Genomic DNA, 22,813 nt, shown 5'->3' with positions numbered 1-22,813 from the left:
CGCTCAGGCCGCGCCGTCATCCTCCAGCAGCGGCAGGGCGGCCTGCGGGCCGGCCAGCATCTCGACCAGCCGCGCCACCTCCACCCGGGCGAGCCCGCCATCGCGGGAGGCGAGCGGCACCAGGCGGCCGACCGTCTCGGCCAGGGTGCGGTCGAAGGCGGCCTCGGCGGCCAGGCGGCGGCCCGCCACCTCCAGCCGCCGCAGGTCACGGGCCATGCGTTCCAGCACCGCCACCTGCTCATCGGTCGCGCGCGGGCCGGCGGCGATGCGCGTCGCCTCCGCCAGCAGCCCCTCCGCCAGGGCGCGGGCGTAGTAGGCGTAGCAGGCGGCGCCGACTTCCCGCCGCAGCGTCGTGGCCAGCTGGCGGCGCTGTTCGCGCGCCATGCGGCTGTCCGCCGCCTCCAGCCCCTCCATCCGCCGGACCAGGCGCTGGGCGGCGCCGGCCATCTCGCCGGGCGAGGTGGCGGCGGCGACCAGGGCACCATCGCGCTGCAGCGCGGCGACGAGTTCCTGTTCCGCCGTCTGCTGGATGGCCGGCATCAGGCTGCCGGCGACGCTGACGGCGATGCCGGGCCGCACGGCATCGCGCAGCAGCAGGGCGAGGCCGGCCAGCAGCGCGGCGCGGCCCTCCAGGGCCAGCGGGGCCAGGGCGGCGCGGATCTCGGGCTCCCCCGCCCCTTCGCGGGAGGCCGGGTAGGCGGCGGCCCAGAGGGCGGGGCCATGGCGCCAGACCGCGGCGCAGAGCGCGAGCATCGGCGCCGCCGCTTCCTCCGGCAGGCCGGCTTCCGTCCAGCCGGGCGGCGGGGCGGGCAGGCTGGCCTGGCCGGCGGCGGGCCAGAGCCGCTGGCCCAGCGCATGGACCAGCGCCTCATCCGACAGGTTGCCGCCGGCGGCCAGCACCTCCAGCTCCGTCATCAGGCTGCCGAGCGCGGTGCCGACCGCGGCGGTGATGGGGCGGATGGCGCTGCGCGGGACCAGGAGCGGCGACTGCTTCCAGAGGCCCGGATTCACCAGCACGCCTTCCAGCGGCAGGCAGAGCAGGCGGGCCAGGCGGACGGGGCGCTGCGGCCGCAGGCGGCGCAGCCGCGGGCGGATGCCGTCCAGCAGGATGTCCACCTCGCTGCGGTCATGCAGCGAATCGAGCATGGCGACCACGCGGCCGAGCGCATGGTCCGGCGCTTCCACCAGCGCGGCGCGCAGCCCCTTCGCCTGGCCGGTGGACAGGGTCATGCCGTCATCGCCCGCAGGCTTTCGTTGCGGGCGGCCATTTCCACCAGGCGGGTGCCGGCCAGCACGGGCAGCGCGGCCAGCAGGCGGCGGCCGCGCAGCACCGTGTCCCAGTCCACCGCGGCGCCGGGCCAGCGATCCGCTTCCTCCGCCGGCACGGGGAAGATGGCGGCGACCTCGGCGGCGAGCGCGCTGCGTTCCTGCAGCGCGGTGGCGGCCCAGAGCGCGGCGATGGGGGGCCAGCCATCCAGCATCCAGTCCGGGCGCTCCACCAGCTCCGCCATCAGGCGCAGCCCGGCGGGGCCGCGGGCCAGCAGGCCGGGCAGGTCCTCCAGCGTCGGCCAGAGGGCGGCGAGGCAGGCGCGGGTGGCGGCGAGGCTGTGGCGGGCCGCCGCCAGGACGACGAGGCCCGCCTTCTGGCCGGAGGGTGCCGGCACGCGGCGCGTCCAGGCGGAGAGGTCGGTGCAGAAGGCGTCGAGCCCTTCCACCTGCCGGATCTGGGGGCCGGGCATGGCCGGGCCGCAGCCGCAATCCGCCAGCAGATCCGCGAGGCCGCCCAGCAGCACGGCCGCCGGCGGTTCCGGCGGCGCGGGCAGGCGCTTCAGCAGCGCGGCCTTCACCGCCTGGGCGGAGGCGCGATGTTCCTCCAGCGCCGCTTCGGCCGCCGCCTGGGCGGGCCGGCCGGCATGGCCCATCAGCGCCACCTTGCGCACCACGCTGCGCACGCCGGCGGGGGTGGGGTGGTGCAGCAGGGACAGACGGGCCCAGAGCTGGCGGTCATGCAGGGAAGGCGTGCAGGCGGCGACGGCGGAGCGCCAGTCCAGCACATAGGTGCCGCGGCCCGACAGGCTCGGCAGCAGCAGCTCCGGCGGGCTTCCGGGGATGCGGCGCATGCGGGCCCCCCAGAGCATGGGCGCGGTGAAGGGCACGAAGACGCCACGTTCCGCGCGGGTGGCGGGACGCTCCTTCGACGTTGGTCCAGAGGAGGTCAGGTCGCGGTCGGGCATTGGTGCCCGCACCCTGCGCCAGGGCGGGTAAATAAACTGTTCGGAGACATCCCCCGGGCCGGTGGGCGCGCCCGCGCCCCCGGGCGGTTCAGCGCGCGCGGAAGACCGGCTTGCGCTTTTCCAGGAAGGCCCGGGTCGCTTCCCGGAAATCCTCGGAATAGGCGAAGTCGCCGTTCCGGCGCCGGTCCTCCTCCGTCACCGGCAGGGCGCCGCGCAGCTTCTGCAGGGCCTGCTTGTGGAAGCGGTTGGACAGCGGGGCGCCGGCGGCGATGCGGTGCGCCAGCGCGAGCGATTCGGCCTTCACCGCCTCATCCGGCACGAGGCGGGAGAGCAGGCCCTTGTCATAGGCCTCCTGCCCCGTCAGCACGCGGCCCTCGATCAGCATCTCCATCGCCACCGCATAGCCGGTGATCTGCAGCAGCGCGTCGAGGTCCGAATAGGCGTACCAGATGCCGAGGTTGCGGGCCGGGATGCCGATGCGGGTGGCCGGGCCGCCCACGCGGAAATCGGCCTTGATGGCGATGCCCGCGCCCCCGCCCATGGTCCAGCCGCGGCAGGCCGCGACCACCGGGTGGCGGCAGCGCTGGATGGAGGCCATGGAGCGGTCGAAGCCCTCCCCATAGGCGGCCTCGCGTTCCGGCGTGCCGCGTTCCTGCTGGAAGGCGGCGATGTCGGCGCCGGCGCAGAAGGCTTCCTCGCCCTCGCCCTGGATCATGACGCAGCGGAGGTCGTCATCGGCGGAGGCTTCTTCCATCGCCTCCGCCAGCGCCACCCACATGGGCAGGTCCATCGCGTTGCGCTTGGCGGCGCGGTCGATGGTGACGATGGCGACGGCGCCGTCGCGGGCGGTGAGGATGTGCGGATGCGGCATGGGCGGACCCTAGCCCCGCCCCCGCCACGCGGCCAGGGGGGGGAGGCTACAGCGGCGCGCGGGCGGCGAGGATGCGGTAGTGGACATGGCCCTCGGCCTGGAGGGATTCGAGCAGCAGGCCGCCGATCTCGGCCTCCGCCCGCAGGCCGAAGCCCAGCAGGCGCGGGATCATCGCCCGGCGTTCCAGCTGCCGCAGCCGGGGCGCGACGGCGGCGGGGCCGCGCAGTTGGAGCAGCGGGTTGAGGTCACGCTCCGCCACCACCGCCAGCCCCGCGGCGCGCAGCGCGTCGATCCAGCCCTGGCGGGTGGGGGCGACGGGGCAGCGCCAGAAGCGGCGGAAGCGGGCCAGGCGGCGGGCGGCCTCGGCCGGCATCGCCTCCGCGGGCATGTCGTCCACCACCACCAGGTGCCCGCCCGGGTTCAGCCGGGCCGCCAGGGTGCGGATGGTGGCGAAGGGGTCGGCGGCGTGGATCAGGCTTTCGATGCCATAGATCAGGTCGAAGCGGCCCGGGGGATCGCCAGGCGGGGGTGCGTCGTAGGAGGCGACCTCGATCCGCACGCGGCCGGCGAGGCCCCGTTCGGCCACCACCGCCATGCCGCGCGCCGCCTGGACCGGGGAGAGGGTGAGGCCGAGCCATTCGCCGCCCAGCGCGGGGGCCAGGTGCAGCATGCTGGCGCCGTAGCCGCAGCCGGCATCCAGCACGCGCGGGCCCGGCGGCAGGGCCAGGCCTTCCAGCATCAGGCGGTGGATGACGTCCGTGGAGGGCGGGCCGCCCGCGGGATCGGCCAGGGCACGGTGCACGGGCAGCGCGCCATGGCCGGCTTCCGCCCGGCGTTCATCGAACCAGGACAGCCGGTCGAGCCAGCGATAATAGCGGGCGACGCGGCGGGCCTGCCGCGCGGCCGCGGGCGGAATGCTCGCGATGTGAGACATTCCGGCGATGTGGCGGTGGATCGCCGCGGCGCAACCCGGGCGCCCCTGCCTCGTTCCCCCGGCTGGAACCGGCACGGGAGCATGACATGGCTGAGACGCGGACCGACCAGGAAGCGCGCGACAAGGTCTGGGCGATGATCAAGGACGTCGCGACGGCGATCATGGTGACGGTGGACGAGCAGGGGCGGCTGCGCGGGCGGCCCATGCAGGCCGTGACGATGAAGGAATTCGAGGGCGTGCTGTGGTTCTTCACCAGCCAGCCCAGCCCGAAGACGGAGGAGATCGGCCATGATGGCCGGGTCCTGCTGGCCTATTCCAACCCCTCCTCGCAGGACTACGTCTCCGTCTCCGGCCAGGCGGAGGTGGTGCGGGACCCGGCGAAGCAGAAGGAATTCTGGTCCGAATACCTGCGGACCTGGTTCCCCGGCGGGCCGGAGGATCCGAGCGCGGCGCTGCTGCGGGTGGAGGTGGAGGGCGCGGAGTACTGGGATGCGCCGTCATCCACCCTGGTGCATGCCTATGGCTATGTGAAGGCGCGGCTGACCGGGGAGCCGCCGGAGGCGGGCGCGAACGACAAGGTGGCGTTCAAGCGCGGCGCCTGAGGCGGCCGGGCCGCCCCGCCGATCCGGGAAGGCCCCGGGGGCCGCCGGCGTGGGGAATGCCGGCGGCGACCGCACCATCGGGAAGGCGCGCGGCGGCCCGGCCCACGCGGTGGCGTGGACCGGGCCCCGGCATGGCCTCAGGCGACGGCGACGCTGGCGACGAAGCCGCGCACCTCCTCCCGCAGCCGCTCCGCCTGGCGGGAGACGTCGGAGGCGGCATCGAGCACCTGGCCCGCGGCCGCGCCGCTGTCATTCGCCGCGCGGGTGACGCCCTGGATATCCGTCCCCACGAGCTGCGTCGCCTCCACCGTCTGCTGCACGCTGCGGGCGATCTCCTGCGTCGCGGCACCCTGCTCCTCCACGGCGGAGGCGATGAGGGTGGCGATCTGGCTGACCTCCTCGATGCGGCCGGCGATGACCTGGATGGCGGTGACGGCATCCTTGGTCGCGGCCTGGATGGTGCCGATCTGCGCGCCGATCTCCTCCGTAGCGCGCGCGGTCTGGCCGGCGAGCGACTTCACCTCGCTGGCCACCACGGCGAAGCCCTTGCCGGCCTCGCCGCCCCGCGCGGCCTCGATCGTCGCGTTCAGCGCCAGCAGGTTGGTCTGGCCGGCGATGGAGGTGATGAGGCCCACGACATCGCCGATGCGCTGTGCGCCGGCGGCCAGGGCCTGCACCGTCGCATCGGTGCGGCGGGCATCCTCCACCGCCGCGCCGGTGATGCGGGCGGATTGCGCGACCTGGCGGCTGATCTCCCCGATCGAGCCGCTGAGCTGTTCGGCGGCGACGGCCATGCTGCGGACGCGGCTGGTGGCTTCCGTCGCCGCGGACTGGACGCTGTCCGCCTTCGCATTGGTCTCGGTCGCGGTGCCGCGCATGGAGCGCGCGGTGGTCTCCAGCTCCGCCGCGCGGCCGGCGAGGAGGGCGACGGTGCCGCCGACCTTCTCCTCCAGGTTCGCGAGCAGGCTGCGCAGGGTGCGCTGGCGTTCGGCCGCGGCTTCCGCCTTCAGCCTTTCCTGGTCGGCGGCGAGGCGCGCGCTGTCCGCCATGCTGGCCTTGAAGACGGCGACGGCCTTGGCCATCGCCCCCACCTCATCCGCCCGGTCCTGGCCGGGGATCGCGGCATCGAGGTCGCCGCGCGCCAGGCGCAGCATCGCATCCGTCAGGCGCTTCAGCGGCGCCACGGCGCGGAGCGACCAGGCCGCGATGGCGCCGCCGATCAGCAGCCCCGCGGCGACGAGGGCGATCATCAGCGTCTGGAAGCCATCCGCCACGGCGCGGGCCTTGGCCGCGACTTCCCGGTTCTTGGCTTCCTGCAGGTCGATGAAGCGGTTGATGCGGGCGAGCCATTCGACGAAGGCGGGACGCGCCTGGTCCATCAGCAGGCGATGCGCGGCCTCGGCCTCTCCGCGGCTGCGGGCCTCGATCACCTGGCGGATCATCGGCATGGTGCGGGCCTCGATCTCCTTGATCGAGGCGAGGATCGCCTGTTCATCCGGCGTCACGCCGGCGCCGCTGGCCATGATGGCATCGAGCGGCGTGGCGCTGCGGGCGTAGAATTCCTCGAGCCGCGTGATCTCGGCCAGCGCCGCGCTGCGTTCGGCGGGGGTGGCGACGAGGACGACGTCGCGCAGGCTGATCGCGCGGTCATGCACGCTGCCGCGGAAGTTGATGGCGTAGCGCTGCTTGACGCTGTTCACGTCATTGATGGTGGCGAGGCTGTCGTTGATGGCGTTGACGCGGTTGGCGGCGATGACGCCGAGCGTGACGATGAGGGCCAGGACGAGGCCGAAGCCGATGGTGAGACGGAAACCGATGCTGCCGCGGCGAGAGGCGGCGGTCACGGTGGCGGACATGGGGGGCGAATCCTCGATTGACGGCAGCTCCGGCGGGAGCGGGGCCGCGGGGGTATCGGCGCCGGCGTTGCGGTGCCAGTCGAGGATTGTCGATTAACTTCGTTTCATAATCCTGAAGCGGCCGCGTCATGCGACCGGGCATCAGCCATCCGCGCGCGGCACCCAGGGCAGGCGGGCGATGTCGATGCCTTCCTCGGCCAGGGCCTCGGCCTCGGCGTCGGAGGCCTCGCCATAGATGCCGCGGGCCTCGGCCTCCCCATGGGCGATCTTGCGCGCCTCCTCCGCGAAGGAGGAGCCGACATAGTCGCAGGATTTCTCCACCTCCGCCCGCAGGCGCTGGAGCATGGCGAGAAGCTGGGCGGGGATGGGCCCGCCGGCGACGCGTTCCGGGTTGCCCGGCGGCAAGGGCGCCGGGGGCTGCGCCCCGGCCTGGGCGGCGGGGGCTTCCGCCCCCTCCGGCTGGGGCGCCGGCGCGGGGATGGCCTTGCGGCGGGATTTGCGGATGGCCGGCGCCATCAGCGCGCGTTCGACCTTGACGCTGCCGCAATGCGTGCATTCGACCAGGCCGGCCTTGGCCAGCTTCTCGAACCCCGAACTGTCCTGGAACCAGCCATCGAATTCATGGCCGGCATGGCAGCGCAGCTGGTAGTGGATCATCCCCTGGTGTCCCGGTTTCCCCTGGCGGGCAGCGTGTGGCGCGGCAATCTGGCACCCCCGTGGCGGGAGGGCCAGCAAGGTGGCTCAGGCGGCGATCAGCGGATCCAGCCCGCCCTTGCGGTCCAGCGCCACCAGGTCGTCGCAGCCGCCGATATGGCGGCCATCGATGAAGATCTGGGGCACGGTGGTGCGGCCGCCGGAGCGCGTGGTGGCGTCGCGCCGGGCGTCGGAGCCGTTGGGCGCGTAGATTTCCTCGAAGGGCACGCCCTTCTTCTGGAAAAGCCCGACCGCGCGCGCGCAGTAGGGGCAGAAATCCTGGACGTAGATCTCGATCTTGGCCATGGGAGTGAGATCGTCCCGCCCGGCGGGATGGTCAAGCCTCCTGTTGCAGTCTGGGGTCGGGGACGCGGGCGGCGGCCAGGACATCGACGGCGGCGGCCCCGGCTTCCAGCAGGGCGCGGGCGCAGGCATCGGCGGTGGCGCCCGACGTCATCACATCATCCACCAGCAGCACGCGGCGGCCGCGCAGCCGGGAGATGGCGCGGGGGCGGATGGCGAAGGCATCGGCCACCAGCGCGGCGCGGGCGGCGGCGCCGAGTTCGCCGAGCGGGGGGGTGGGGCGGCGGCGGGCCAGCAGGTCCGGGATGCAGGGGCGGTGCGCGGCGCGGGCCAGGCGCTGGGCCAGCAGCGCCGCCTGGTTGTAGCGGCGGCTGAACAGGCGGCGCCAATGCAGGGGCACCGGCGCCACCAGGTCGCAGCGCGCCAGCAGCGCGGCGCCGGCCCGCGCCATGTGGGCGGCGAGCGGCCCCGCGAGTTCCGGCCGGTCCGCATGCTTGAAGGGCAGGATCAGGCGCTGGCTGGCGGCGTCGTAGCGCAGCGCGGCGCGGGCCGTGTCGTAGCGGGGCGGGTGGTCGAGGCAGCCGGGGCAGAGCCCCCCCGGCCCGCCCTGCCCGCCATGCAGGAAGGGCACGCCGCAGCGCGGGCACATCGGCGCGGTGATGCGATGGAGGCCGCGGAAGCAGGCGGCGCAGAGCGTGCCCTGCACCTCCACCGCTTCCTCGCAGGTCAGGCAATGCGGGGGCATCACGGCGTCGAGCACGCCGAGGCCGAGGCGCTTCAGGAGCGGGAGGCTACCAGGCACCGAAGGGGGCGTCGCCATCGCGCTCCACAGCATGGACCAGGTCGATCTCCCAGGCCAGGTAGGCGCGCATCGCCTCCTCCACGCCCTCGTTCCGGTCATAGGGGCGGAGCCAGGTATCGATGCAGGCGGCGTCGGGGGGGTCGCGGCGGTCGGCGTGGAGCGGCAGGCCGGCGGCGGCCCAGGCGGCGGTGCCGCCCTCCAGCACCGCGACCGGGGCGGCGACGAGCGGGCCAAGTTCGGCCGCGGCGAGCGCGGCCAGCGCCGGGTCTGGCGCCGTGACCACCACCAGGCGGTCCGCGGGCAGGCGGGGGGCGAGCGGCGCGAGGCGGGTGCGGACGCCCCAGAGCGCGCCCGGGATATGGCCGGCGCGGAAGGCCAGGCTGCGGCCGCAATCGACCACGGTGGCGCCGCCGGCGGCGAGGCGCGCGGCGAGGTCGGCGGGGCTGATGGTGCGGGGCTTAGGCAGGGCGGCGATGGCGGGCGCGGGGTGGCCGGATTCGAGCCGGCCCTCCATGGCGTCCGTCAGGCAGAAGACCTCCCACCCGCCAAGCTGGCGCAGCCAGGCGCCGGTCATGGCGGCGCGGGTGCCGGTATCGTCGGCCAGGAGGATGCGGGCATGGCGCGTCGCGACCCAGCCATCGGTGGCCTGCACGAGTTGGCCGCCGGGGGCGGAGATGGCGCCGGGGATATGGCCCTCCGCGTATTCGGCGGGGTCGCGGACATCGAAGAGGTGGGTGGTGCGGGCGGGGTCGGCCAGCAGGTCCTGCGCCGCGGCGCGGGTGATCCAACGCACGCCATGGGCATCGGCAAAGCGCTTCGCGCGGGCCAGTGTCTCCGCCGCATCGGGGGGCGTGCCGGGGGCGTAGCGGTCATCGCGGCCGCGGTTGCAGGTGAAGCCGGCGAGTTCCCAGCCCATGGTGCCGTTGCGCAGCGCGACGACCGGGTTGGGCAGGCCGGCGCGGCGCAGGCTTTCCGCCCCCAGGATGGAGCGGGTACGGCCCGCGCAGTTCACCACCACCGTCGTGCTGGGGTTCGGGACCATGGCGGGGACGCGGTAGGCGAGTTCCGCGCCCGGCACGTCGATGGCGCCGGGGATGGACATGGCGCGGAATTCGGCGATGGGGCGGCTGTCCACCACGATCATGTCCTGGCCGGAAGCCTGCATGGCGGCGAGGTCGGCGGCATCGATGGAGGGGGTGCCGTAATGGTGCTCCACCCACTCACCGAAGGCCTTGGAGGGCACGTTGAAGCCGGAGAAGAGCTCGTAGCCCGCCTCCTCCCAGGCCCTGGTGCCGCCTTCCAGGATGTGGAGGGCGGTGCAGCCGATGGTCGCCAGGAAGGCGGCGAGCTTGCCGGCGTATCCGCCTTCGCCGCCATCGACGCAGACGATGCGGGTGGCGCGGCGGGGCAGCAGGCGGGGGGCGCGGAGTTCGGCCTGCGACAGGGGGCAGGGCACGGCCCAGAAGAGGTGGGAGGCGCTGAACTCGCCTTCCTCCCGCGCGTCCAGGATCGCCAGTTCGGCGCCGTCGCGGAGCCAGGATTTCAGGGTCTTCGGGCTGATCGCGGGGGCCATGCGGGGTCCGTGCAACAGGGGTGGCGCGGGTGGGGAGGCCCCCCTCACCCAACCCTCTCCCCCCGGTGGGGGGAGAGGGCTTCGGGGTCAGGCCTTGGGCTGCGCCGTCGGCTTCATGAAGGCCTTGTTGTAGAGGGTGACGGCGCCCGTCTCCTCGTCATAGCCCTTGCGGTCCTCGAGCTTCTCCAGCGCCAGGCCGTACATGTGCAGGTGGCGGGTGGGGACGTCGCCCAGGGTGTGGATGGAGTGGATGTCCTCCGGCATCAGGCAGATGCCCCGGCCGGGCTCCACCATGATCTCCTCCGCGACATGGATCTGGCAGCGCTCGGGGTCCGAACCGTCATCGGTGCGGGCATAGACCTTGTTCAGCTCCTGCCCCTCCACCGCCACGACCACCGCCCAGGTGGTGTGGTCATGCGGCTTGGTGCGGTTGCCGGGGTTCAGCGCGTTCAGATAGAGCGCGAAGCGGTTGTCGGCGTCTTCCTGCAGCAGATAGCGGTTGGCGCCCTTGGCGCCGGCCTCCGGCGGCGGGAAGACGTGGCTGGGGAAGAGGTGTTCCTGCGCGGCCAGCGCCATCAGCTCGTCCCGGATCTTGGCGAGCGCCGGGCGGGTGACGCCCATCTCGGCCTCGATCGCGCGGATGCGGTCGATGGTGGAAGCGACGGCGGCGGCGCGGGCGGCCGAGGCATCGGTGACGTTCATGGGGGCCATCCTCCGGTTTGTCCGGGGAGCGTAGCGCGGCTTGCCGGCGGGGCGAAGCGGGGGCATCTGCGATGCCATGGATGCGATGACGGTGTTCGACCGGGCCCTGGTGCGACGGCGGCGGGACAGGGCGGCGGGGACGGTGGGGCGCGTGGCGCCGGTGCTGGAGGATTGCGCCGACCGGCTGCTGGATCGCCTCGACGACACCACGCGGCGCTTCACCCGGGCGCTGGAGATCGGCGGGCGGGGCGTGGTGGCGCAGCGGCTGCGGGCGCGCGGCATTCCCTTCGTCGTCTCGATGGACCTCTCGGCCGCCATGCTGGGGGCGGGGGGCGAGGGCCTGGCCGTGGCGGGGGATGAGGAATTCCTGCCCTTCGCCCCGGGGTCCTTCGACCTGATCGTGGCCTCCGTCTCCCTGCATTGGGTGAACGACCTGCCCGGCGCGCTGGTGCAGATCCGCCGCGCGCTGGCGCCGGATGGGCTGTTCCTGGCCTCCCTCCCCGTGCTCGGCACGCTGCAGCCGCTGCGGGATGCGCTCGGCCAGGCGGAGGCGGCGCTGCGGGGCGGCATCTCGCCGCGGGTCTCGCCCTTCCCGGAACTGCGCGACGGCGCAGGGCTGCTGCAGCGCGCGGGCTTCGCGCTGCCGGTGGCGGATCTGGAGAATGTCGCGCTGGCCTACCGCACGGCGCTCGGCCTGTTCGGCGACCTGCGCGCGGCGGGGGAGGCGAATGCGGTGCTGGCGGCGGACCGGCGCACACCCCCCCGCGCCCTGCTGCCCATGGCGGCGGCCAGCCTGCCCAAGGGGCCGGAGGGGATCGACCCGGTGCTGCGGCTGATGGTGCTGACGGGCTGGTCGCCGCATGACAGCCAGCAGAAGCCGGCACGGCCCGGCAGCGCCACGCATCGCCTGGCGGATGCGCTGGGCACGGTGGAGCGGAAGACCGGCGAGACGCCTTTCGGGTAGGGCAGCCCCGCGCCTGCGCGCGCTTGCAACGCGGGTGGGCGCGGCGCATTTATTGAACATTCCTCACGCCAGCCCGGACGGTCAGACCACGATGGAGCAGCAGGGCGGCGAAAGCCGCCGCATCACGATCCACTCCCCCGCCGATTTCGAGGGGATGCGCCGCGCCGGCCGCCTGGCGGCCGAGACGCTCGACATGATCACCCCGCATGTGAAGCCGGGGATCACGACGGAGGCGCTGGACCGGATCATCCACGACTTCACGCTGGCGAACCACGCCATCCCCGCGACGCTCGGCTACCGCGGCTACACCAAATCGTCCTGCACCAGCATCAACCACGTCGTCTGCCACGGCATCCCGGGCGAGCGCGTGCTGCTGGACGGGGACATCATCAACATCGACGTCACCGTCATCCTGGATGGCTGGCACGGCGACAGCAGCCGCATGTATGTGGCGGGCCAGGCCTCCACCAAGGCGAAGCTGCTGATGGACGTGACCTATGAGGCGATGATGCGCGGCATCGCCGCGATCCGCCCGGGCGCCACGCTGGGCGATGTGGGGCACGCCATCCAGGTCTTCGTGGAGAAGCACCGCTTCAGCGTGGTGCGCGACTTCTGCGGCCACGGGATCGGCCGGCGCTTCCATGAACCGCCGAACGTGCTGCATTTCGGCCGGCCGGGCGAAGGGCCGACGCTGAAGCCCGGCATGTTCTTCACCGTGGAGCCGATGGTGAATGCCGGGCGGCCGGAGGTGAAGATCCTGGACGATGGCTGGACCGCCGTGACGCGGGACCGCAGCCTTTCCGCCCAGTTCGAGCACATGGTGGGCGTGACCGAGGACGGCGTGGAGATCTTCACCATCTCCCCCATGGGCCTGCACCGGCCGCCCTACGGACCCTGACGCATGGCCAAGTCGGGCTGGATCGCCCGGCGGCCTGGAACATGCGTGAAAACAAACCTCTGGACGGTTTCAGCGTCGCTGCCGACGCTGAAGCCGGTCTGGCCCCGCCCGGCATCGTCGGGGCGATCGAGCCCCCTTCCGGCCTGGAAGGGGGCTTTTTCGTCTTGACCCCCTGGCGGGGCCGCTTTATGTGAATGTCACTCACATACACATACAGGACAGCCCGTCGTGACCCTCGCCCCGCTCCTCGCCGCGCCCGCCATGGTGCAGCTGCACGCCTTCTCCGCGATCGCGGCCCTCGGGCTCGGCACCGTGCAGCTCGTGGCGCCGCGCGGCACCCTGCCGCATCGCCATCTTGGCCGGGTCTGGGTGGTGCTGATGGCGGCCGTCGCGCTGTCCTCCTTCTGGATCACCAGCGCCGCGCGGGATCACCACTATTCCTACATCCACCTGATCTCCCTCGGCGTGCTGGTGATGCTGCCGCTGGCGGTGCTGCGGGTGCGGCGGGGGAACGCCGCCGCCCATGGCCGGCTGATGATCTCCATCTTCTTCGGCGGGCTGATCATCGCGGGCGCCGCCACCATGCTGCCGGGGCGGATCATGGGCGCCGTCGTCTTCGGCTGGTGAACTGCCGCCGATGAACGCAGGGGTTGAACAAGGGGGCGGGATCGTTGCACCCTCGGCGGCGAACGCCGCGGGGACAAGATGGCCCGGAAGCCGCAATTCGCCGAAGCCACCGCGAGCCTGGAAGGGCTGTTCCCGGAGGCCGCCTCCCGCCCCGACGATGCGGCGCCGCCCGGGCATCTCGGCCATCGCGCGCGGATGCGGACCCGGCTGCTGACGGCGGGGCCGGATGCGCTGCTGGACCATGAGATGCTGGAGATGCTGCTGTTCCAGGCGCTGCCGCGGCGGGACACCAAGCCCATCGCCCGCGCGCTGCTGGCCCGCTTCGGCAGTTTCGCGAATGCCATCGCCGCGCCCGCCCGCGAATTGCAGGAGGTCGAGGGCATGGGGGAGGCCGGGGCCGCGGCGCTCAAGACCGTGCATGGGGCGGCGCTGCGGCTGATGCGGGCGGAGGTGCGCGACCAGCCGGTGCTGAACAACTGGGACCGGCTGATCGGCTACCTCAACGCCGCGCTGGCGCGGGAGAGCATCGAGCAGTTCCGCATCCTGTTCCTCGACAGCAAGAACCGGTTGATCGCGGACGAGGCGCAGGCGAAGGGCACCGTGAACCACACGCCGGTCTATCCGCGGGAGGTGGTGAAGCGCTGCCTGGAATTGCAGGCGACGGCGCTGATCCTGGTGCACAACCACCCCTCCGGCGATCCCACGCCGTCGCGCGCGGATCTCGAGATGACGCAGGAGGTGAAGGCGGCGGCGAAGGTGCTGGGCATCGTCGTCCATGACCACCTGATCATGGGGAACGGGCGGCACCTGTCGTTCAGGCGGGAGGGGCTGCTGTAGGGAGGGGCGCCCCCCTCACCCACCGCTGGACGCATGCGTCCAACCCCCCCCGCCGGGGGAGAGGGCTTTTCAAGTCACGGCGCGCGGCACTCGAAGCTTTCGGCTCGTTCTGGATCGCCGCCGGTGTAGTGGGCCTGCTGCGGGAAGGGGCAGTGGGGGCGGGTGCGCCCTGGGAAGCTCGCGCCGCGGGCGACGATCCGCGCGGGGGCCTCGCCCCGTTCCACCCAGGCTTCCAGCGCGGCCAGCGGGTCGAAATCCTCCATCGCCGGGCCGCCGCCGCAATGCGCCATGCCGGGCACCATGAAGAGGCGGGCGAAGGCGCCGAGTGCTTCCGCCCCGCCATTATCCCGCGCCAGCTCCTGCCAGTAGGCGGTGATGTCGTTCGCGCTGAAGACCGGGTCGCTGTTGCCGTGGAAGACCAGCAGGCGGGCGCCGCGATGCGCGAAGCTCGACAGCATCGTCCCCGTCGCGTCGTTGATCGCGGCCGTCTGCGCCGTCATCGCCGTGTCGCGGTCGAAGTCGAAGGCCGCCAGGTTCAGGTTCGGCCGCGGCGGCGTCAGGAAGAAATAGCCGAGCGAGGAGGCCGCCAGCGTCGCGTTCAGGGCGTTGGGGCGGCCGGTCTGCGAGGTGCCGAGCTTCCAGGCGCGCCAGCCCGGGGAGGCGATGCCCGCATCCCAGGGCCAGCTGGCATAGACGGCCTCTCCCCGGCTGTTGCGGGCGCCGCCGAAGACGGTCTGCAGCGCCTCCACCTGCGCCGGCGCCAGGCAGGTGGCGGTCTTCTCGGCGGTGGGGCAGCGCAGGCTGGCGGGGTCGAAGCGGCAGGCGGCGGGCGCCTGGATCAGGCCATCGCGCAGCCCATCGGCGCCGTCGCAGGCTTCCAGCACCGCATTCGCCACCAGCGTCATGTCGGCCGGCGTCAGCGAGGCCGCGAGCACGGGCTGGCCCTCCCCGTCGCGGGGCGCCGCGCGAAGCAGCGCCTGCACGTCCCAGGCCTGGGCGACGGCGGCGCGGCTCAGCCGGAAGCCGGGATTGCCGGCGACGATGCCGTCGAACAGCAGCGGGTCCCGCTGCGCCGCCAGCATCCCCTGCCGGCCGCCATTGGAGCAGCCCATGAAGTAGCGGCGTTCCGGCGCGCGGCCGTAGCGGCTGGCGAGGATCGACGTCGCCTCCCGCGTCACCGCCGGCACGGACCCTTGGGCGTAGTCGTAGCGCGCCTGCTGGTCGAGCCCGAAGGTGGCGTCGCGCGTATCCTGCCCCTGGTGGCCGGCATCGGTGGAGACCACGGCATAGCCGCGCATCAGCGCGGGCGCGGCGGTGGCGCCGGCGATGGGGACGACGCCCGTCGCCTCCACGACGACGCCATCCATGCCGCCGCCGCCCTGGAACAGCAGCTTGCCGTTCCACGCCTCCGGCAGGCGAAGCTGGAAGCCGGTGCCGAAGGAGACGCCGCCGACGCCGCTGCGCGGCGCGATCATGCCATCCACCACGCAATGCGCCGGCATCGGCGCGCGGTCCGGCCCGGCAAGGGCGGCGCGGCCCCGGTTCTCGGCGGGCAGGGTGCCGGCGGGGATGGCCTCCGCGCGGGTGATGCGCAGGTCGGGGCGCGCGAGAGCGGAGAGGTCGGCGCAGGCGCGCCCCTGCGCCAGCGCGGCGGTGCCGAAGCTGCCGGTCAGCGCGAGCGCCGATCCCAGCAGCCGGGCGTGGCGGGACATCATGGTGGCGGGCCCTCCCCCAGAAGACGGCGCTTGGCGCGCCGCTCGCTTGATGGTTATGGTGTATAACAATCAAGCGACGGGGCGCCAGGATTTCCTGCGACGCCCGGGCAAGGGAGGGTGGCCATGGACGGCAGGATCACGCGCCGCGCGGCGCTGGGGGCGATGGGCATGCTGGCATCGGGAACGGCCCTGGCGCAAGGCGCGCCGCCGCTGGAGCCCAACGTGCCGCTGGTGCTGCCGCGCAGCGAATTCGTCTGGGAAGCGCTGGTGGAGCTGGCGCCGACGCTGGCGATGGGGGATGGCCCGCTGGGCGAGCGGCGGATGGTGCCGATCACGGGCGGGGTCTTCGCCGGCCCGCGCATCCGCGGCCGCGTGCTGCCCGGCGGCGCGGACCGGCAGCTGGTGCGGCGCGACGGCGTGCGGCGGCTGGAGGCGCTGTACGAGATGCAGGCGGAGGACGGCGCCATCATCACCGTGCTGAACAAGGTCGTCGTCGCGCCGCGGGAGGGGGCGGAGGATTACCGCTTCTCGACCATCGAGGTGACGGCGCCGGATGGGCCGCATGCCTGGCTGAACCGGCTTGCCTTCGTCGGCACGCTGCACAGCCTGCGGCCGCGGCTCGCGGTGCTGGTGCGGGTGTACAGCCTGGCCTGATCGCCGGCCCTGCCCGGCGGCGGGGCCGGGGCGGGGTGGCCGGCGTTTCACGCTGTTTCGGCAAGGTTGACCGGGATGGCGGCGCCCCGCCATCCTGCCGGGCCATGAACCTCCGCACCGCCCTGCTACCCGCCCTTCTCCTCGGCCTGATCGGCGGGGGGGATGCGATGGGGCAGGGCAAGCCCCAGCCCGCCGCGCCGGGCGCCTCGCCCGGGCCGCAGGCGGGCTTCCCGCCGCTGCCGACCACCAAGCCGCCGGCGCTTCCGCCCGGCCCGCAGGCCGGCGTGCCGGGCAAGCCGGGCGCGCCGCAGCCCGGCGCGGGCACGGGGCGGATGGTGTCCTCCGGCACCGGCTTCGTCGTCGCGCCAGGCCGGGCGCTGACCAACCACCACGTCATCGATGATTGCCGCGCCGTGCGGGTGCGCGTGCCGGGCGGCGCGGACCTGCCCGCCCGCGTGATCGCCAGCGACCGGGACCGCGACCTGGCGCTGGTGGAGGTGCCGGCGGAAGCCGGCCCCCCCCTGCCCTTCCGGCGGGACGTGAATGTCCGCCGTGGCGAGGGCGTCGTGACCTACGGCTTCCCGCTGGCGGGGCTGCTTTCCTCCGGCCCCACGCTGACGACCGGGGAGATCTCGGCGCTGGCGGGCCTCGCGGACAACCAGCGGCAGTACCAGATCAGCGCGCCGGTGCAGCCCGGCAATTCGGGCGGGCCGCTGCTCGACATGTCGGGCCAGGTGGTGGGCGTCATCGTCTCCAAGCTCAATGCGCAGCGCATCGCGCAGCGCACCGGCGACATCCCGCAGAACGTGAACTTCGCTGTGAAGGGGACGGAGGCGCTGGCCTTCCTGCGCGCCAACGGCGTGAACCCGACGCTGGCCGAGCAGCCCGCGCGCAGCGCGGCGGAGGTGGGGGAGATCGCGCATCCCTCCACCCTGTTCATGCGCTGCATGGGGTAGCGTCCCGGCGCGGCCCGCGAGCCCCGCGTAGCACGGCGCGATCCGAACGTTGACACGCCATTAGCATCGGCCAGGCAACCTGTATCCCAGTGCCCCCTTCAGCGGGGCGCCCCGATGCAGGAAACGCCGCCTTGTCCCTTCGCCTCAAGATCCTCCTGCCCGTGCTGCTGCTGGGCGCGGGAGTCGTGCTGCTGCTCGGCCAGGCCGGGCTTTCCGCCGCGCACCAGGCCGGGATGGCGGAACGGCAGCGGGCCGTGAATGCCCGGGTGGCGCTGATGGTGGAGGCCGGCGTGGCGCTGGCCGTGGAACGCGGCACCACCAACGGCATCCTGGCCAACCCCGCCGCCGCGACCCCGGCCGCGATGGAGGCCGCGCGCGCGGCGCGCCACCAGGCGGAGGCCGCGCTGGGCCAGGCGCTGGAGGCGCTGCCGGGGCTGGAGGAGGCGCGGGCCAGGCTCGACCAGGCGCGGGCGCGGGTGGCGGCGATGCGGGCCGCGATCGATGCGCCGCGCGGCAGCGCGACCCTGCCGGCGCCGCCCGCCTGGTTCGCCGCGGCCACGGCGCAGATCGATGCGCTGGCGGCGCTGCGCGGGCTGCTGGAGGCGCGGTCGCTGACCAGCAGCGACCTTGGCGCGCAGCTCGCCACGCTGCGGGCCACGCTGGCGGAGGCCGCGGAACAGGCGGGGCGCGAGCGCGGCATGATGAACGGGCTTATCGCCCAGGGCCGTGCGCCGGGTGCGGCGGAACAGCGCGCGCTGGGCGGCTTCGCCGCGCGGGCGGAGGAGGCGCTGGCCCGCACCGCCACGCTGGCGGAGGGCCTTCCCGCGCCGGTCGCGCAGGGGCTGCGAGAGGCGGTGGCGACGTGGCAGGACACGCTGCTGCCGCTGCGCCGTTCGGTGCTGGCGGCGGCCGACCAGGGCGCGCCCTATCCCATCGCGGCGCCGGCCTGGTTCGCCGGCTCCACCCGGGCGATCGAGGCGGTGGTGGCCGCGCAGCGGGAGGCGGGCCGGGCGCTGGAAGCGCTGGTGGACCAGCGGCGGGAGGAACAGCGCCTGGTCCTGCTGGTGGCCATCCTGCTGGCGCTGGGCGGCATCGCGCTGGTGCTGGGCGTGCTGGCCTGGCTGGGGCGCGCGGTCGCCGGGCCGCTGCGCCGCGCCGTGGACGCCCTGGCGCGGGTGGCGGATGGGCAGGTGGAGCAGCCCATCGCCCAGCGCCGCACGGCGCCGGGCGGGGATGAGGTCGATGGCGTGCTGGCGGCGGCGGAGGCGCTGCGCCTGGTGACGCGGCGCGCGCAGGAGGTGGATGCGGAGGCGGCCCGCCAGCGCCTGGCGGCGGAGGCCGACCGCGCCGCGGCGCTGCGCGCCATGGCGGACCGCGTGGACCATGAGGTGCATGCGGCGATCGACCAGGTGACGGCGCGGATGGAGCGGCTGCGCGCCGGCGCCGATTCGGTCGGCGGATCGGCGGAGGCGATCGCGCGGGACGGCGCCTCGGTCGCGACCGCCGCGGCGCAATCCCTGGCCGCGTCGCAATCCGTGGCGACGGCGACGGAGCAGCTGACGGCCTCGATCGGGGAGATCTCCGCCCAGGTGTCGCGCACGGCGGGCGCGGCACGGGGGGCGACGGAACTGGGCGAGCGCGGCGCGCTGGCCATCCAGGCCCTGTCGGAGACGGTGGCGCGGATCGGCGGCGCGGCGGCGCTGATCGCCGATGTGGCGGCGCGGACCAACCTGCTGGCGCTGAATGCCACGATCGAGGCCGCCCGCGCGGGCGAGGCCGGCAAGGGCTTCGCCGTGGTGGCCGGGGAGGTGAAGCAGCTGGCCGCGCAGACCGCGCGCGCCACCGACGACATCACGCGCCAGATCACCGAGGTGAAGGCCGCGACGGAAGCCGCCACGGGCGCGGTGCGCGCCATCGCCGGCGCGGTGGCGGAGGTGGATGTGGCGGCCGCCGCCATCGCCTCCGCCGTGGAGGAGCAGGCCGTCACGACGCGGGAGATCGCGGGCATCATCGGCCAGACCACCCATTCGGCGCGCGAGGTGGCGGAGCGGATCGCGCAGGTGTCGCGGGAGACGGCGACGACGACGGCGCTGCTGACGGAGGTGCGGGGCGAGACGGGCCTGGCCGGGGCGGCGGTGGCGGCGCTGAAGCAGACGCTGGTGGCGGTGGTGCGCAGCTCCACCCCGGAAGTGGACCGGCGCCAGGCACCGCGCCGCCGCTGCGACGCGCCGGCGACGGTGACGGGGCCGGACGGGATGGCGGTGGCGGGCCGCGTGGCCGACATTTCCGAAGGCGGCATGGCGCTGCTGGCGGCGCTGCCGGCGCGGCCGGGCGACCGGTGCCGCGTCAGCGTGCCGGAACTCGGCATGGCGGGTGCCACGCTGGTGGTGGTGACGGCCGGCCAGGGGCAGCTGCGCGGCCGGCTGGAAGGGCTGGAGGAGACGACCCGGCGCCGGCTGGCGGCGCTGGTCGCGGCGGGGGAGGCGAAGGCGGCGTGATGCCGGGGGCTGGGGGCGCGCCCCTCAGCCGCCGGTCGCCGCCTTGTAGCGGGCCTTGGTCGCGGCGTCCGGCGGGTAGGTGCCCTCCAGCGGCGCGCCCTTCGCGATCTCCTCCAGGATCCAGGCCTCCAGCTTCTCCTTCTCCACCGCCTCGGCCGCGATCTCCGCCGCCATGGCGCGGGGGATGCAGATCACGCCGGAGGCATCGCCCACCATGATGTCGTCGGGGAAAATGGCGACGGGGCCGATGGAGACGGGCAGGTCCCGGTCCACCACCATGACGGCGGCGCCGGAGGGCACGGGGGCGGAGCCGCCGCCGTGGAAGACGGGGAAGTCCATGGCCCCGACCACCGGCAGGTCGCTGACGCCGGTGTCCACGACCATCCCCGCGACACCCTTGCGGTGCAGCGCCATGGCGATGATGTCGCCGAGCACGGAGGTGTGGGCGGCGCCGCCGGTGGCGAAGACCACCGCCGCGCCGGCCGGCACCTCCGACAGGAAGCGCCGATGGAGGTTCGGTGCCTCCCCGCGCAGGACCGCGTCGCGCAGATCCTCCCGCACCGGGATGGCGCGGATGGTGACGGCGGGGGCGACGAGGCGGGCGGCTTTCGGGTTGGCGGGGACGATGCCGTGCAGGAAGCGGGTGCGGAGCCCCCGCGCATAGAGCATGGCGGAGAGCGTCGGCACCGCGACGGCGGAAAGCTGCGCGACGAGGGCGGGTTCGATCGGCGTCATCAGGGCGATGCCATCACGATATCGCGGCCGACCTCATCGGCCTCCCGCTCCGCCCGGGCGCGCCATTCGCGCATCAGCGGGCTTTGCATGGCGCTGGCGATGAACGCCATGCTGTCGGGCGCCAGTTCCACCCCATAGGTGATGTAGCGGCTGCACATGGGCGCGAAGGCGGCGTCGGCGAAGCAGAACTCGTCCCCCACGATGTAGGGGCCGCCATAGCGGGCGCGGGCGTCGCGCCACATCGCCTCCATCCGGTCGGTGCCGGCGCGCACGCCCGGGCGGGCCATGAGCTTCACGTTGCTGGGCAGGCCATCGCGGATCGGCCAGCGCTTGATGAGGTTCATCGGCAGGCCGTTGCGGACATCGTCGAAATGGCTGTGCACCTCGGCCGCCACGCAGCGGGCATAGGCGCGCTTCACGGGGTCCTTCGGCCAGATCGCGCAAGTCGGGTCGCGTTCCCACAGCCATTCGGCGATGGCGAGGCTGTCCCAGAGGACCATGGTTCCCCCTGGGCCGTCCACATGCAGCGCGGGCACGCGGCCGGAGGGGGAGATGGCCCTCAGCTTCGGCGGCGAATCGGGGCGGGAGAGGAAGATGCGGTTCTCCTCGACCGCGAGGCCGCCGAGCCGGCAGGCCATCCATCCCACGATGGACCAGGATGACGACCAGGCACTTCCAAGGTGGAGGACGGGGGCCATGCGTTTCTTCCGGATTGGTCCGGACATGTTGCGGTCCTCATGCTGCATCGCGCAACATGCCCGCGGGACAGACGGAGAGTTCGATCGATGACGACGCGACGCGCGCTGCTGGCCGGCTCGGCGGCCCTGCTGGCCGCCCCGGCCCTGGCGCAGGACAATTGGCCGACGCGGCCGATCCGCTTCGTCATCCCCTGGCCGCCGGGCGGGGCCACCGCCAACATCGCGCGCATCGTGGGCGATGCGATGGTGCCGCATCTCGGCCAGGCGCTGGTCTATGACCACCGCGCGGGGGCGGGCGGCGCGATCGGGACGGAGAACGTCACCAAATCGCCCCCCGATGGCTATTCCATCCTGATCGCCGGCGCGGGGTCCTTCTATCGTCCGCTGATCGAGCGCGACACGCCCTGGAACCCCGACCGCGACTTCAGCTTCATCGGCCCGATCGGCGACGGGCCCTTCGCGCTGGTGACGCGCACGGGGCTGCCGACCACGCTGCGGGGCTTCATCGACCATGCGCGCGCCAATCCGGGCGCGCTGAACTTCGCCTCCTCCGGCCAGGGATCGACCAGCCACCTGACGGCGGAGGCCTTCAACACCGCGGCCGGCATCCGCGCGACCCATGTGCCCTATCGCGGCTCCGCCCAGGCGACGACGGACCTGGTGGCCGGGCGGCTCGACTACTATTTCGATGCCTTCTCGACCGTGCAGGAGAATGTGCGGGCGGGCCGCATCCAGGCGCTGGCGGTGACGACGGGGGTGCGGGCCGCCCAGGCGCCGGAGGTGCCGACGATCGGGGAGGCCGCGCTGCCCGGCTTCACCGCCGCCCCCTGGTGGGGGATCGTGGGGCCCGCCGGGCTGCCGGCGCCGGTGGTGGCCCGGCTGTCGGCCGCGCTGAAGCGGGCGACGGAGACGCCGCAGGTGGTGCAGCAGCTGAACGACAATGGCTGCCGCGCCTTCTTCCTGGAACCCGGGCCCTTCGGCGATTTCGTCCGCGCCGAGAACGCCAAGTGGACACGGGTGATCGAGGCCGCGGGCCTCAAGGTGAGCTGACCTTCGATTGCGGTGGACAGGGGCGCCGGTTGCGCCCATGTCCCCGCGCATGGACTGGCAATCGACCTTCGGCCTTCTGGGCTTCTTCGCGGCGTGCTTCGCGGCCGCCTGCACCGGCGCGGTCTTCAAGCCGGGGGAGTGGTATGACCGGCTGGACCGGCCCAACTGGCTGCCGCCGGACTGGGCCTTTCCCGTCGCCTGGTCGCTTCTCTACATCATGATCGCGGTGGCGGCCTGGCTGGTCTGGCGGGTGGAGGGGTTCCAGCTCGCGCTTGGCATCTGGGCGGTGCAGCTGGTGCTGAACGCGCTCTGGTCCGTGCTGTTCTTCGGCGTGCGGCGGCTGGGGCTGGCGCTGGCGGAGGCGCTGGCGCTCTGGGCCTCCATCCTGGCCTGCATCGTGACCTTCGCGCCGGTGAGCGCGACAGCGGCGTGGCTGATGGTGCCGTATCTCGCCTGGGTGACCTTCGCCTGCGTGCTGAACTGGTCGATGTGGCGGCGAAACCCGGGGCCGCATCCCGTGATCACGATGGCGGAGATGAAGGCGCCGCCGCGGCGGTACCAGCGGGGGTAAGGGGCCCCTCCCCTCACCCAACCCTCTCCCCCCTCAAGGG

At 73.8% G+C, this 22,813-nt stretch carries 23 protein-coding genes; 10 read left to right on the top strand and 13 right to left on the bottom strand.

From position 1 onward, the window contains the following. Positions 1-3: 3 nt before the first annotated feature. The 4 genes from JJI54_RS11445 to JJI54_RS11430 form a co-directional block, all read right to left on the bottom strand. Entirely contained in the window at positions 4-1,230 is a 1,227-nt protein-coding gene (locus tag JJI54_RS11445; protein WP_203073118.1) for a hypothetical protein, read from the bottom strand. After that, a complete protein-coding gene (locus JJI54_RS11440; protein ID WP_203073117.1) occupies positions 1,227-2,234 on the bottom strand; it encodes a hypothetical protein in 1,008 nt (335 codons plus the stop codon). The genes JJI54_RS11445 and JJI54_RS11440 overlap by 4 nt, the downstream gene beginning before the upstream one ends. Positions 2,235-2,322: 88 nt before the next feature. After that, on the bottom strand, positions 2,323-3,105 hold the full coding sequence (locus JJI54_RS11435; protein WP_203073116.1) for an enoyl-CoA hydratase/isomerase family protein: 783 nt from the start codon (positions 3,103-3,105) through the stop codon (positions 2,323-2,325). Positions 3,106-3,151: 46 nt separating this feature from the next. Next, entirely contained in the window at positions 3,152-4,039 is an 888-nt protein-coding gene (locus JJI54_RS11430) for an SAM-dependent methyltransferase (protein WP_203073115.1), read from the bottom strand. Between the two features lie 86 nt (positions 4,040-4,125). Between JJI54_RS11430 and JJI54_RS11425 the strand changes: the two genes are divergently transcribed. Beyond that, the gene (locus JJI54_RS11425; protein ID WP_203073114.1) at positions 4,126-4,641 is read left to right on the top strand and encodes a pyridoxamine 5'-phosphate oxidase family protein; all 516 of its coding nucleotides are present in this window, start codon (positions 4,126-4,128) and stop codon (positions 4,639-4,641) included. A gap of 137 nt (positions 4,642-4,778) precedes the next feature. Here JJI54_RS11425 and JJI54_RS11420 read toward each other — a convergent pair whose 3' ends face one another. The 6 genes from JJI54_RS11420 to JJI54_RS11395 all read right to left on the bottom strand — a co-directional run bounded on the left by JJI54_RS11420 (position 4,779) and on the right by JJI54_RS11395 (position 10,570). After that, complete coding sequence (locus tag JJI54_RS11420) at positions 4,779-6,497, bottom strand: methyl-accepting chemotaxis protein (RefSeq protein ID WP_203073113.1); 1,719 nt, start codon at positions 6,495-6,497, stop codon at positions 4,779-4,781. Between the two features lie 141 nt (positions 6,498-6,638). Beyond that, a complete protein-coding gene (locus JJI54_RS11415) occupies positions 6,639-7,154 on the bottom strand; it encodes a DUF1178 family protein (RefSeq protein WP_203073112.1) in 516 nt (171 codons plus the stop codon). An 84-nt stretch (positions 7,155-7,238) separates the two neighbouring features. Next, positions 7,239-7,496, bottom strand: coding sequence for a glutaredoxin 3 (gene grxC, locus JJI54_RS11410; RefSeq protein ID WP_203073111.1), 258 nt, complete (start codon positions 7,494-7,496; stop codon positions 7,239-7,241). Between the two features lie 31 nt (positions 7,497-7,527). Then, on the bottom strand, positions 7,528-8,295 hold the full coding sequence (locus JJI54_RS11405) for a ComF family protein (RefSeq protein ID WP_318987488.1): 768 nt from the start codon (positions 8,293-8,295) through the stop codon (positions 7,528-7,530). Continuing rightward, the gene (locus tag JJI54_RS11400) at positions 8,285-9,868 is read right to left on the bottom strand and encodes a rhodanese-like domain-containing protein (protein ID WP_203073110.1); all 1,584 of its coding nucleotides are present in this window, start codon (positions 9,866-9,868) and stop codon (positions 8,285-8,287) included. The genes JJI54_RS11405 and JJI54_RS11400 overlap by 11 nt, the downstream gene beginning before the upstream one ends. Before the next feature lie 87 nt (positions 9,869-9,955). Next, positions 9,956-10,570: a cysteine dioxygenase family protein gene (locus tag JJI54_RS11395; protein ID WP_203073109.1), complete on the bottom strand. Its 615-nt coding sequence runs from the start codon at positions 10,568-10,570 to the stop codon at positions 9,956-9,958. Between the two features lie 76 nt (positions 10,571-10,646). On the opposite strand from JJI54_RS11395, the gene JJI54_RS11390 reads away from it, so the two are divergent. The 4 genes from JJI54_RS11390 (at position 10,647) to radC (ending at position 13,896) form a co-directional block, all read left to right on the top strand. Next, a complete protein-coding gene (locus JJI54_RS11390; RefSeq protein ID WP_203073108.1) occupies positions 10,647-11,534 on the top strand; it encodes a methyltransferase domain-containing protein in 888 nt (295 codons plus the stop codon). Between the two features lie 91 nt (positions 11,535-11,625). Then, positions 11,626-12,432 carry a type I methionyl aminopeptidase gene (map, locus tag JJI54_RS11385; RefSeq protein WP_203073107.1) on the top strand — a complete coding sequence of 269 codons (807 nt, stop codon included), beginning with the start codon at positions 11,626-11,628 and terminating at the stop codon, positions 12,430-12,432. A 228-nt stretch (positions 12,433-12,660) separates the two neighbouring features. Next, on the top strand, positions 12,661-13,059 hold the full coding sequence (locus JJI54_RS11380; RefSeq protein ID WP_203073106.1) for a DUF2306 domain-containing protein: 399 nt from the start codon (positions 12,661-12,663) through the stop codon (positions 13,057-13,059). A gap of 78 nt (positions 13,060-13,137) precedes the next feature. Next, positions 13,138-13,896: a RadC family protein gene (radC, locus tag JJI54_RS11375; RefSeq protein WP_203073105.1), complete on the top strand. Its 759-nt coding sequence runs from the start codon at positions 13,138-13,140 to the stop codon at positions 13,894-13,896. 74 nt (positions 13,897-13,970) lie between these two features. Here radC and JJI54_RS11370 read toward each other — a convergent pair whose 3' ends face one another. Continuing rightward, positions 13,971-15,611, bottom strand: coding sequence for a tannase/feruloyl esterase family alpha/beta hydrolase (locus JJI54_RS11370; RefSeq protein ID WP_203073104.1), 1,641 nt, complete (start codon positions 15,609-15,611; stop codon positions 13,971-13,973). 123 nt (positions 15,612-15,734) lie between these two features. On the opposite strand from JJI54_RS11370, the gene JJI54_RS11365 reads away from it, so the two are divergent. From JJI54_RS11365 to JJI54_RS32655, 3 genes are all read left to right on the top strand, one after another. Continuing rightward, positions 15,735-16,265, top strand: coding sequence for a DUF3237 domain-containing protein (locus JJI54_RS11365; protein WP_203073103.1), 531 nt, complete (start codon positions 15,735-15,737; stop codon positions 16,263-16,265). A gap of 104 nt (positions 16,266-16,369) precedes the next feature. Further along, positions 16,370-17,221 carry a S1C family serine protease gene (locus JJI54_RS11360; protein ID WP_203073102.1) on the top strand — a complete coding sequence of 284 codons (852 nt, stop codon included), beginning with the start codon at positions 16,370-16,372 and terminating at the stop codon, positions 17,219-17,221. Between the two features lie 131 nt (positions 17,222-17,352). After that, a complete protein-coding gene (locus JJI54_RS32655) occupies positions 17,353-19,719 on the top strand; it encodes a methyl-accepting chemotaxis protein (RefSeq protein ID WP_203073101.1) in 2,367 nt (788 codons plus the stop codon). A gap of 24 nt (positions 19,720-19,743) precedes the next feature. Here the strand turns inward: JJI54_RS32655 and JJI54_RS11350 are convergent, their stop codons facing one another. Then, positions 19,744-20,454 (bottom strand): RraA family protein, encoded by a 711-nt coding sequence (locus tag JJI54_RS11350; protein ID WP_203073100.1) that lies wholly within the window; start codon positions 20,452-20,454, stop codon positions 19,744-19,746. Continuing rightward, complete coding sequence (locus JJI54_RS11345; protein WP_203073099.1) at positions 20,454-21,152, bottom strand: glutathione S-transferase family protein; 699 nt, start codon at positions 21,150-21,152, stop codon at positions 20,454-20,456. The genes JJI54_RS11350 and JJI54_RS11345 overlap by 1 nt, the downstream gene beginning before the upstream one ends. An 87-nt stretch (positions 21,153-21,239) precedes the next feature. Here JJI54_RS11345 and JJI54_RS11340 point away from each other — a divergent pair, with 87 nt between their 5' ends. Both JJI54_RS11340 and JJI54_RS11335 read left to right on the top strand, forming a co-directional pair. Next, positions 21,240-22,202 carry a Bug family tripartite tricarboxylate transporter substrate binding protein gene (locus tag JJI54_RS11340; protein ID WP_203073098.1) on the top strand — a complete coding sequence of 321 codons (963 nt, stop codon included), beginning with the start codon at positions 21,240-21,242 and terminating at the stop codon, positions 22,200-22,202. Between the two features lie 37 nt (positions 22,203-22,239). After that, on the top strand, positions 22,240-22,773 hold the full coding sequence (locus JJI54_RS11335; protein WP_226381670.1) for a TspO/MBR family protein: 534 nt from the start codon (positions 22,240-22,242) through the stop codon (positions 22,771-22,773). Positions 22,774-22,813 lie beyond the last annotated feature (40 nt).

It is taken from the genome of Falsiroseomonas ponticola, assembly GCF_016805305.1.
GTDB lineage: Bacteria > Pseudomonadota > Alphaproteobacteria > Acetobacterales > Acetobacteraceae > Falsiroseomonas > Falsiroseomonas ponticola.
The sequence above is the reverse complement of the archived record's forward strand: the minus strand, read 5'-3'. Positions and strand labels throughout refer to the sequence as shown.